We start from the raw sequence: 10,533 nt of genomic DNA, 5'->3' as shown, positions 1-10,533 counted from the left end.
CATCGGGCGATGAAGGGCGAGCAGCGGGAACTGATGACCGACCCATCTGCGGATTCGCACGTCATCGGGCGCATCGCGGCCAAGGGCCTGGACGATGAACTGCACGACCGACCCTATCTGGTGGTTGATGGCATCGACGGCCGGGCGCACTACCTGAAGCTGCCAGCCGGTGCCGACCTGGCCGGACTGCCCATCGGCGGCATCTTGGAAGCGAAGCCGCCAGCGCAGGAGAGGGCCGTAGACCGCAGCATCCTGGCGGCGGCCAGGGACGGCATCTGCACCGCGGCCAGCCACCAGGCCCAGCTCGCGCAGGCCAGTGACCGCGACCCGCAGGCCACGTCCTAGGTCCACGTGCGTCGGCTCGAAGCACTGTGCCGCAGTGGCTACGTGGAGCGTACGGCCGATGGCGTCTGGGCCGTGCCGGCCGATCTGCTGCAGAAGGCCAGGCAGCACGATGCGCAGAAGGTCGCAGGACACTCTATCGAACTGCGTTCGCACCTGTCCGTTGAACAACAGATCAAGGCGATGGGTGCGACCTGGCTGGACCGCGGCCTGGTGGCGGATGGCGCCAAAGGCCTACAACCAACCGGCCAGGGCTTTGGTGCGCAGGTGCGCGAGGCCATGGACCAGCGTGTGGATTTCCTGGCCGGGCAGGGGCTGGCCGAGCCCTGGGGTCAGCGCATCATTCTGGCACGCAACCTGCTAGCTACCCTGCGCGATCGCGAACTGGCCTCGGTGGGCCAGAGCCTACAGCAGCAGATCGGCAAGGCCTGGCACCCGGTGCAGGACGGGCAACGCGTCAGCGGCGTCTACCGCCAGTCCATCCAGCTCGCCAGCGGCCACTTTGCCATACTTGATGACGGCATGGGCTTTCATTTGGTGCCGTGGAAACCCGTGATCGAACAACGTCTAGGGCTGCAGGTGTCGGCGATTGTGCGCGGACAGTCGGTCACTTGGCAGCTCGGTCACCGGCGCGGTATCGGCATCTGACCGCAGTGCATCGGCTAGAACTTGCCGATGCTGCTCGCCCGTGGACAATGTCGACTTCCAGGCTCACTACCGGACGGCAGATCGCGTTTGATCTCGGAGGCGATGTCGATTTCGTATTGTTGTTGGCGGCAGCTGAGTGGCATGTGGTCGATTTACAGCAACGTTGCAAAGTTTCTCCGGGCCGTTTCGAGTTCCGGTAGCAGTTTCTCGACAATGGATGCTCGCGTCATGCGGCTGGTTGAGACCGATAGGCTCAGCGCCGCGATCATCTCGCCCGCTGCGTTGCGGATGGGCACCGCGATCGAGCGCAGACCAATCTCGAGTTCTTCGTCGCTGATCGCATAGCCTTGCGTGTGCACTACCTGTATCTCGCGCAGGATGTCCCGGATGTTCGTGAGGGTGCGTGGGGTAAAGGCCGGGCGTGACATGCGGTTGAGAAGGAACTCCACGTCGGTCTTGGGAAGTGCAGACAACAACACGCGGCCAGTGGCGCTGCAATAAGCGGGCAGCCGTGCACCGACGCCCAGCCCGCTGGATAGGCTGCGGCGGTGCGTTGAGCGAGCGACGAACACCGCATCCTGCGAATCGAGCACGGCCACCGAAGCCGACTCCTTGGTGCGTTCGCTAGTCATCTCCAGAATCGGCTGCGCGATTTTCGTCAATGGGTCCGAGCTGACGTAGGCATGGCCAAGACGCAGTGTGCGAGGGGCCAGCTGAAACTGCCTTCCCACCTGCGCCGCATACCCGAGCTTGCACAACGTCAGCAGACAGCGCCGCACCGACGCCTTCGTATGGCCGGTGATTTCTGCGGCCTGCGTGAGCGTCATTGGCCCTTTGCGCCGTCCGAAGGCTTCGATGATCGCGAGCCCTTTCTCGAGACCCATCACGTATTCCTTCTCTTCGATTTCCATCGTGATCCTTCTATCTCGGGGATTGGTGAAGACAAACATAAAGTACGGTATCCGCACTTTATACGCGAAATCGTTGACCCAATGCAAGGCAGCTCTTAAGCTTTGACCACTTGCACAAGAGGGCGGTGTAGCCCCTTTCAGATTTCTATAGCCACGAGACAAGGCATGCCCATGACAACCGCGCTTTCCCACGAGCCGTCCCGCGTCGATGCGCCGATTTCCGACTTCGACCCTTATGCCGAGGACGCCCTCGACAACCCCTATCCGCACTACGAGGTTGATCCTGGTCAAGGGGCGGGTTGTGCTCGAAGGCACCGGCGAACAAATGCGTTCGCAACCCGACCGACTGGCCGAGTACCTCGGGGTCTGAGCAAAGCCGTACCCCTCTCAGCATCTCGCTCACATTTTTCTTGGACTCAACATGCAAATTTCTACCAAGCCGATACTTCGCCTCGCAATCCTGTTGTCAGCGGTTGCCATCTGTTGGCACACCAAGGCAGCGGACCTGAACGCTGCGCCGTTGCTCTTGGTCGTTCCGTTCCCCGCGGGCGGCACGGCCGACGCCTTGCCGCGCATCCTGGCCGAGAAAATTCGACCGCACTTCCCGAAAGGGGTCGTGGTGGAGAACCGGCCAGGTGCGGGAGGGAACATCGGCGCCGATCAGGTGGCCAAGGCTAAACCCGACGGTTTCACGCTGCTGGCTTCGCCACCCGGCCCGCTTGCGATCAACCGCAGCCTCTACCCCAAACTCGCTTACGACTCGAACGAACTGATGCCCGTCACAGTGATGGCCGAGGTACCCAATGTCCTTGCGGTGAGTGCTTCGTTTCCCGCCAAGACGGTTCAGGAGTTCCTCGCTTATGTGAAAGCCCATCCGGACAAGGTCACCTTTGCCTCGCAGGGCAATGGCTCGACGTCGCATCTGACAGCAGCGCTGTTTGAGTCCCTGACGGGTACACGGATGATCCACGTGCCCTACAAGGGTACAGCGCCCGCGCTGACGGATCTTCTGGGCGGCCAGGTCGATGTGTTCTTCGACAACCTCACTTCGTCGATGCCGTTGCACCGCAGCGGCAAGATTCGGATCCTTGCCGTCACTGACACGAAGCGCTCCGAGGTGCTTCCGGAAGTCCCAACCTTCGTGGAAGCAGGGTTGTCTGCCATGCAGGCGGTGACTTGGTTTGCCGTGGTCGCGCCCCCGGGAACTCCCAATGACATGGTGCGCGCGTTGAACCGTGTCTTCGTGGATGCCCTGAAGCTGCCCGACGTACAGGCGAACTTTGCCAAGCGGGGTGCGCGAGTCGTCGGCAGCACGCCGCAACAGATGGATCGCTTCGTGCGCGAGGAAACCGCTCGTTGGGCTCAAGTGATCAAGGCCGCAAAGATCACGGTCGATTGACTCCCTCACTTCCAGCTCACCCAATCTCTCAAAGGACTCAACATGCAGACTTCGACTATCCAATGGATTCCTCAAGGTGAAACCCGTGTCCCGTTGGCGGTGTACCGCGACGATCAGGTTTTTGCCGACGAGCAGCGCAACATCTACCGCGGCGATACCTGGAACTATCTCTGCCTCGAGAACGAGATCCCCGAAAGCGGGGACTACAGGACGACCTTCGTCGGCGAGACTCCGGTCGTCGTGGCGCGCGATGCGGATGGCGAAATCTACGCGTTCGAGAACCGTTGCACTCACCGCGGCGCCCTGATCTGTCTGGAGAAGTCGGGCAAGGACGCCAAGGACTTCCAGTGCGTGTACCACGCCTGGACCTACAGCCTCAAGGGCGACCTCAAGGGCGTGGCATTCGAAGGCGGGGTCAACGGTGCGGGCGGCATGCCCGAAGGTTTCTGCAAGGACCACCATCACCCGACCAAGCTGCGCGTGGCGATCTTCTGTGGCCTGGTGTTCGGCAGCTTTAGCGACGACGTGGACCCACTGGAGGAGTACCTGGGCGACGAGATCTGCGCGCGCATCGAGCGGGTGCTGGGCCGTCCGGTGGAGGTGATCGGGCGCTTCACCCAGGCGCTTCCCAACAACTGGAAGCTCTATTACGAGAACGTCAAGGACACCTACCACGCCAGTCTGTTGCACCTGTTCTTCACCACCTTCCGGCTGAATCGCTTGTCCCAGGAGGGCGGTGTCATCGTCAGCGAGACCGGTGCTCATCACGTGAGCTACTCGAAGGTCGACGAGGATGGCTTCGACGGCTACAAGGACCAGGGGCTGCGATCCGACCAGTCCGGCTACCAGTTGAAGGACCCCAGCCTGCTGCAGGGCTTCAAGGAGTTCGATGACGGCATCACGCTGCAGATTCTGTCGGTGTTCCCGGGCTTCGTGTTGCAGCAGATCCAGAACTGCCTGGCCATCCGCCAGGTGCTGCCGCGCGGCATCGACAAGACCGATCTGAACTGGACCTACATCGGCTACGTGTCCGACACGCCGGCGCAGCGCGAAGTCCGGCTCAAGCAGGCCAACCTGATCGGGGCGGCGGGATTCGTGTCGATGGAGGACGGCGCCGTCGGCGGCTTCGTGCAGCGCGGCATTGCAGGCACGCGGGCCGAACAGGCGGTGCTGGAGATGGGCGGCGACAGCACGGCCTCGAGCAGTTCGCGTGCCACGGAGGCTGCCGTGAGGGGCTTCTGGAAGCAATACCGCGTGCTGATGGGCGTTTGAAGACCGAAGGAAATCGAAATGGAAAAACTCAGTTTGCGCGATCAATTGCTGGACTTCAATGCGTCCTACACCCGCTGCATCGACAGCGACAACCTGGAGAGCTGGCCAGGCTTTTTTGCGGATGTGTGCCACTACCGGGTGACCAGCGCGGAGAACGACCGCACGGGCCTTGCGGCCGGGCTGATGTACGCGACGTCCCGGGGCATGCTGGAGGACCGCATCACGGCGCTGCGCCATGCCAATGTCTACGAGCGTCAGACCTACCGCCACATGGTGGGGCTCCCGCACGTTGTGCGCAGCGACGCGAACGAAGCCGAGTGCGAAACGCCTTTCCTGGTCGTGCGCATCGTCCAGGGCGATGAAACCTTCCTGTACGCCACAGGCCTCTACAAGGATGTGTTCGACCTGAACGGCGAGAAGCTGCAACTCAAGCGCCGCGTCGTGGTTTGCGACAGCAGCCGCTTCGACACCCTGTTGGCCGTTCCCCTGTGACACAAGGAACCGTCAGCCGCATCGCGATTCCCGTTGGGGACCCCAACGGCATCGGGCCGGAGATCGCGCTCAAGACGGTGGCCGCTTATGCCGGGCGCGATGACGTGGCGCTCACGCTGTTCGGGCCGGCGAACGTTCTTCGCGACACCGCCGATATGCTGGGCTTGGGAGAGGCGCTGGCGGTGGCCTCAGTCGAGCCATCCGCGCCTGTCCTGCAGGATGGATTCAGGCCCGGCGAGATCAACGCCCAGGCGGGCGCTGCTGCCGTCGATGCTGCCACGCGCGCCATCGAGGCCACGCAGCGCGGACGGTTCGATGCGGTGGTCGCCGCGCCCCATCACGAAACCGCGATCGCACAGGCTGGCATTGTCTTTTCGGGCTACCCATCGCTGGTGGCGCGTGTGTGCGGCCAGCCCGAGGACAGCGTGTTCCTGTTGCTGATCGGAGGCGGATTGCGAATCGTCCATGTCACGCTGCACGAGAGCGTGCAACACGCGCTGCGCCGGCTGTCGCCCAAGCTTGTAGCTGATGCAGCACATGCGGGCGTTCGGGCCCTGGCCCGGCTTGGCATCGACACGCCGCGCATTGCGCTGATGGGCATCAATCCCCATGCGGGCGAGGGCGGTCTTTTTGGCACCGAGGACAGTGCCATCACGGAGCCCGCGGCTGCACAACTGCGTGCAGAAGGGCTCGACGTCACGGGGCCGGCGGGCGGGGACATGCTGCTGGCTTCGCGTGCCCACGATCTCTACGTCGCGATCTTTCACGACCAGGGACACATCCCGATCAAGCTGCTCAGCCCGCAGCGCGCTTCCGCGATCTCGATCGGTGCCGACGTGCTTTTGTCCAGTGTGGGTCACGGCAGTGCAATGGACATTGCCGGAAAAGGCGTGGCCTCGGCCCGGGCCATGATCGAAACCGTCGCAATGCTGGGCCATGTGGCAGCACCGGCGACAACCAAAGGCAGGGCGCCATGAGCTATGAAATTCGAATCGACGGCACGGACGTCAAGTTCGACGCCGAAGCGGGGCAGACCGTGCTGGACGCGGCGGCCAAACATGGCATCGAGATGCCTTATTCCTGCCGCAAGGGCGCCTGCGGAAACTGCAAGGGCAGGGTGCTGGCGGGAGAACTGGTGGTCGGTACCGGAGGAGGCGGCCATGAGGCCGGGATCAACGCGCCCGATGAACACCTGTTCTGCCGCGCCCAGCCGGCCAGCGATCTTCTGATCGCGCCGCGGTCCTGGCACCGCATCGACCCCGACGCACGCAAGACCTATTCGGCGACGGTCTTCCGCAACCAGCTCGTCGCCAGCGACGTCTCGATCCTCCACCTGCGGCTTCCGACAGGCGTGCGAGCCCGCTTCGCCGCTGGCCAGTACCTGCAGGTCATTCTTCCCGACGGGCAGCGGCGTTCGTTCTCGATGGCCAACGCGCCGCATGAGAACGACGGTGTTCTGCTGCACATCAGGCATATGCCCGGTGGCGGCTTCACATCAGGCGTCGTTCCCAATCTGGCCAAGGGCGATGTGCTGCAAATCGAACTCCCGCACGGCGACTTCTATCTGCGCGAGGAGAGCGACCGTCCGTTGCTGTTCATTGCCGGTGGAACGGGTTTCGCGCCGGTCAAGTCCATCATCGATGACATCATCAAGCGCGGCATCGAGCGGCCGATGACCCTGTTCTGGGGCGCACGCGTGCCCGCTGGCCTGTATGCGCCCGAAGTGGTGAAGAAGTGGCTCAGGCAGCGCCCCTCGCTGCGCTATGAACCCGTCATCAGCGCCCCGATTGATGCGATGGCATGGAGTGGACGGCGGGGACGGGTGCACCAGGCGGTGCTGGAGACCTTCGACTCGGTGCAGGACTTCGACGTCTACGCCTGCGGCGCGCCGGCCATGGTGCGGGCCGTGCGCACGGCCCTCGAGGATCAGCGAGGACTGCCGCCGACGCAGTTCTTCAGCGATTCATTCGTCGCGGAAAGCCCTGTCGCCGTGGTCTAGCTGTGCCCGCGCCGATCTGACGCCCGCCGCGTGCAGCCATGCACGTCGGTCGGCAAACGAGCCAACGACTTGGAGATGAAGTTGTCTGACTTGCTATCGATCCATGAGTCCCTTGAACTGGCAGCTGAGCGAGTCGATGATCTCGTGCCGCTGGTGTACGAACGATTCTTTGCACTCAGGCCAGACGCCCGTGCGTTGTTCGGGAACGATGCCCTCGGCCGGGGCGGATGTTCAATGAAACCCGGACGATGATCCTGGAATGCACACAGGAAGTGGGGTACCTGGAGGGCATCGTCGAGCGGGAAGTGGGAGACCACCGGGGATATGGCGCGACTCTGTCCATGTATGAGTGCTATTTCGAGGCGGTGGTGCAGGCAATGCAGGCCGCCGTGAGCGAGTCTTGGACGCCGAGCCACGAAGAATCCTGGCGCCGCCAACTCAAGCACCTGATGTCGATCGTGGCTCGGCACGCGCAAATCGCCGATGGCCCGCTGAACCATTAACAAAGGAGACTGCTATGGGCACAAATGGTGCAGACTTGCTGAGCGAGCCGGTTGAACGGGCTCATGTGATCATGGAGCAAGCGGCATGTTCGCGCCGTCGCCTGCTAGCGGCAGTGGCAGCTATTGCCGCTGGAGGCTTTGCGCGCTCTTCCCTTGGGGCTGGCAACGCAAACGAGATTGTCTTGGGTATGTCGCTGCCATTGACGGGCGTCCTCGGCAGCACCGCCTAAGGGTTTCGAGAGGGCACGCGCATCGCATTCGAGGATATGAATGTTGTCGGGGGCGTGCACGGAAGGAAAATTCGCGTTGAACTGATGGACGACAGATTCGACAGGGACCTCTGGTCGTACGATATGCGAAGGCCATGCTCGATCAGGGTGTGCTGTGCCTCTTCGGATTCATGGGAACGCCGGGGATCCTGGCCGTCTCTGCCCTTGTCAATGAGCGCCAGGTTCCGCTGATCGGAGCCGTATCAGGGGCCCCGGCAACCAAAGACCCAACGAACAAGTTCGTCTTCATCGTACGAACGAGTTTTTCGAAGGAAGCCGAAAATGCCGTCAACGTCGGCGTCATCACAGGCATGAAGGTCTGGGGCGTCGTCTATCAGGACGATGGCCAAGGCAAGGCCGCACTCGCGGGTGTGGCGGATCGCTCAGGTGCAAGCTATGTCGATACCATGATCGTTGGCCACGGCCGCAGGATCATCCGGTAGCTCAGCGAGCTCGAAGGACACTACTCCTCTTTCATCCGGTTCTCGATGAAGCACGAGCGCAATCGCCGATCCCCTGAGCGTTTTTCGAGCCGAAGAGGTCGAGCCCAAACCGTGCGCAGCTGCTTCCTGAGCTGACAGTAGACGTCGATCAATCTCCTTTTGAATTCTGCCCAGCGACAACGCCAGTGTGCATCACTCTTCTTAAGCACAGGACTGATGTCTGTCCGCGCGGGCCTATTTCGGGTTATTCATCACTTGCCACCCGGCGCTTTGGCTGGGCGGTTGATTCGATCGAGCAGTCATCAATAGCCATCAAGGAGTAACACAATGATCCGCACCGCGCCAGCTGTCACTCGTCCTTGCTACTTTTATTTCCGTTGCCATTTGTTTCGCCGCGCACTGTCCAACAGTTGCGCGGCGAGGCTGCAGTAATTGAGTTGCGGCACCTGCGCTACCTCGTCGCCGTTGCTGAGGAACTGAATTTCACCCGCGCGGCAGAGCGTATCCACATCGACCAGACACCGCTGTCGCGCGCGGTGCGCGACCTAGAGGCGGAGTTGGGCGTCAAGCTGTTTGTCCGCGCGCCGCGCCACCTGGCGCTGACCCCGGCGGGCGCCCAGTTGCTGCAGGAGACGCGCAAACTGTTTATTCGCTTCGAGCGCGCCAAGTGTGCCGTGCGCCGAACGAGTGCGCTCTACCAGCCGCCGCTGCGTATCGGCGTGGCCGACGGCATCTCCCAGCCCAGGCTTGCCGAGTGCTTGGCCGGATGGCAGGCGTTGGCGCCTGCGGTGCCGCTGGAACTGTCCGAGATGCCTTCAAAACGAGCCAACTCATACAGCTTTCGGTCAGTGTGTTGACGGCGAACGAGAAGATCAAGTTTGCAACTATTGTGGACGTTAAGCCTGAAGACGCGTAGCCGTTCGCTGTTGTTTGTTGCCATCAAGCCCCGCTGAATGCGGGGCTTTTTCATTTCCGCCACCACCAGGGCGTAAGCTACACCCAACCATGGAAGCTAGCCTTCGACCCTTGGTGGCGGCAATCTCTAGGAGGTCGCGATGAACGAACAATCCTGCGCAGATTTCGTTACGTCAGCGTCCCAGATGGGCAACGAAATGAGTGACTATGCCAAGATGCGCTTCTTCTCGACCGTGGAGCTGGTCAACGCGCTGGAGCTGGAGAAGAGCCAGGGCAAGGCCGGACAGCTGGCCCACCGGCTGGTCTACATGGACCTGGTGATCCTGGATGAGCTGGGCTACCTGCCGTTCAGCCAGGCCGGTGGAGCGCTGCTGTTCCACCTGCTCTCCAAGCTCTACGAGAGAACCAGCGTACTGATCACCACCAACCTCAGCTTCGGGGAATGGAGTCAGGTATTTGGCGACGCCAAGATGACCACCGCACTGCTCGACCGGCTGACCCACCACTGCCACATCGTGGAGACCGGCAACGAGAGCTGGCGGTTCAAGCATTCCAGCGCAGCACCCAAGACCGTTCAGAAAAGGCGGCCCAGGACGGCCCTGCCGGAAGTCATTGAGAAAGGAGAAGCGAACGCACCAACAGTAGACTTATCTGCGCATTCCACTGATGGCGGACAGTGATTCCATTCCCATCGCGGACAGCGTTCCAGGCGATGGCGGACACGCTGCGCGGGTGTCCTGAGTGACGCTGCAATCGTAGCCGAACTGTCCGCCATCAGCGTGGAACGGTGCTCGGCACGGGCGGCTCAGGCGGTCTTGGTGAGCTTTCTCATCGACTCGCCCTTGAGGGCTATCTTGTGTGAACCGTGCACGATGCGGTCCAGGATGGCGTCGGCCAGCGTGGGCTCGTCCAGCCAGGCGTGCCAGGCCGTCACCGGCAACTGGCTGGTGATGAGCGTCGAGCGCGTGCCCACCCGGTCGTCCAGCAACTCCAGCAGGTCGTTTCGCTCGTGCGCGGCAATCGGTGCGATACCGAAGTCGTCCAGGATGAGCAGGTCCAGCCGGGCCAGTTGCCCCAGCCGTTTGCCAAAGCTACCGTCGCCGTGGGCCACGTGCAGCTCCTGCAGCAGCCGTGGCGCGCGGGTGTAGAGGACAGAGAACCCCAGGCGCGCGGCCTGCTGCCCCAGTGCGCAGGCCAGCCACGTCTTGCCGCAACCGGTGGCACCGGTGAGCAGCACGTTGTGACCATGGCGCAGCCAGTCCCCGCCGGCCAGACTGGTGATGACCTCCCGGCTCAGGCCCCGGCTGGCGCGCCAGTCGATGTCCTCCAGGCAGGCACTA

Annotated in this window: 10 protein-coding genes and 2 pseudogenes; 10 read left to right on the top strand and 2 right to left on the bottom strand. The window is 62.5% G+C overall.

The window, feature by feature from the left end:
- Positions 1–9 precede the first annotated feature (9 nt).
- A pseudogene (locus tag ACODTB_RS25625) lies at positions 10–990 on the top strand (DUF3363 domain-containing protein).
- A gap of 152 nt (positions 991–1,142) precedes the next feature.
- Here the strand turns inward: ACODTB_RS25625 and ACODTB_RS25620 are convergent.
- A complete protein-coding gene (locus ACODTB_RS25620; RefSeq protein ID WP_488929873.1) occupies positions 1,143–1,901 on the bottom strand; it encodes an IclR family transcriptional regulator domain-containing protein in 759 nt (252 codons plus the stop codon).
- A 421-nt stretch (positions 1,902–2,322) separates the two neighbouring features.
- Between ACODTB_RS25620 and ACODTB_RS25615 the strand changes: the two genes are divergently transcribed.
- The 9 genes and pseudogenes from ACODTB_RS25615 to ACODTB_RS25575 all read left to right on the top strand — a co-directional run.
- On the top strand, positions 2,323–3,300 hold the full coding sequence (locus ACODTB_RS25615; RefSeq protein ID WP_421561575.1) for a Bug family tripartite tricarboxylate transporter substrate binding protein: 978 nt from the start codon (positions 2,323–2,325) through the stop codon (positions 3,298–3,300).
- Between the two features lie 42 nt (positions 3,301–3,342).
- On the top strand, positions 3,343–4,572 hold the full coding sequence (locus ACODTB_RS25610; RefSeq protein WP_128003433.1) for an aromatic ring-hydroxylating oxygenase subunit alpha: 1,230 nt from the start codon (positions 3,343–3,345) through the stop codon (positions 4,570–4,572).
- Positions 4,573–4,590: 18 nt separating this feature from the next.
- Positions 4,591–5,064 (top strand): aromatic-ring-hydroxylating dioxygenase subunit beta, encoded by a 474-nt coding sequence (locus ACODTB_RS25605; protein WP_326526544.1) that lies wholly within the window; start codon positions 4,591–4,593, stop codon positions 5,062–5,064.
- Positions 5,061–6,041: a PdxA family dehydrogenase gene (locus ACODTB_RS25600; protein ID WP_421561574.1), complete on the top strand. Its 981-nt coding sequence runs from the start codon at positions 5,061–5,063 to the stop codon at positions 6,039–6,041. Before ACODTB_RS25605 ends, ACODTB_RS25600 begins: the two co-directional genes overlap by 4 nt.
- The gene (locus tag ACODTB_RS25595; RefSeq protein ID WP_421561573.1) at positions 6,038–7,063 is read left to right on the top strand and encodes a 2Fe-2S iron-sulfur cluster-binding protein; all 1,026 of its coding nucleotides are present in this window, start codon (positions 6,038–6,040) and stop codon (positions 7,061–7,063) included. Before ACODTB_RS25600 ends, ACODTB_RS25595 begins: the two co-directional genes overlap by 4 nt.
- A gap of 248 nt (positions 7,064–7,311) precedes the next feature.
- Positions 7,312–7,566 (top strand): globin, encoded by a 255-nt coding sequence (locus ACODTB_RS25590; protein ID WP_488929872.1) that lies wholly within the window; start codon positions 7,312–7,314, stop codon positions 7,564–7,566.
- A gap of 325 nt (positions 7,567–7,891) precedes the next feature.
- Positions 7,892–8,278 (top strand): ABC transporter substrate-binding protein, encoded by a 387-nt coding sequence (locus ACODTB_RS25585; RefSeq protein ID WP_326526548.1) that lies wholly within the window; start codon positions 7,892–7,894, stop codon positions 8,276–8,278.
- 377 nt (positions 8,279–8,655) lie between these two features.
- The gene (locus ACODTB_RS25580; RefSeq protein ID WP_421561572.1) at positions 8,656–9,135 is read left to right on the top strand and encodes a LysR family transcriptional regulator; all 480 of its coding nucleotides are present in this window, start codon (positions 8,656–8,658) and stop codon (positions 9,133–9,135) included.
- A gap of 270 nt (positions 9,136–9,405) precedes the next feature.
- Positions 9,406–9,873 (top strand): annotated as a pseudogene (locus ACODTB_RS25575) (ATP-binding protein); the annotation flags it as partial.
- Positions 9,874–9,998: 125 nt separating this feature from the next.
- Here the strand turns inward: ACODTB_RS25575 and istB are convergent.
- A partial coding sequence (gene istB / locus ACODTB_RS25570; RefSeq protein ID WP_488929871.1) for an IS21-like element helper ATPase IstB occupies positions 9,999–10,533 on the bottom strand: 535 nt, incomplete at its 5' end.

It is taken from the genome of Hydrogenophaga sp. FG152, assembly GCF_057809615.1.
The sequence above is the reverse complement of the archived record's forward strand: the minus strand, read 5'-3'. Positions and strand labels throughout refer to the sequence as shown.

Coding starts and splice junctions, on each gene's coding strand:
- ACODTB_RS25620 (WP_488929873.1), bottom strand. CDS start 1,901: ATGGAAATCGAAGAGAAGGAATACGTGATGGGTCTCGAGAAAGGGCTC.
- ACODTB_RS25615 (WP_421561575.1), top strand. CDS start 2,323: ATGCAAATTTCTACCAAGCCGATACTTCGCCTCGCAATCCTGTTGTCA.
- ACODTB_RS25610 (WP_128003433.1), top strand. CDS start 3,343: ATGCAGACTTCGACTATCCAATGGATTCCTCAAGGTGAAACCCGTGTC.
- ACODTB_RS25605 (WP_326526544.1), top strand. CDS start 4,591: ATGGAAAAACTCAGTTTGCGCGATCAATTGCTGGACTTCAATGCGTCC.
- ACODTB_RS25595 (WP_421561573.1), top strand. CDS start 6,038: ATGAGCTATGAAATTCGAATCGACGGCACGGACGTCAAGTTCGACGCC.
- ACODTB_RS25590 (WP_488929872.1), top strand. CDS start 7,312: ATGATCCTGGAATGCACACAGGAAGTGGGGTACCTGGAGGGCATCGTC.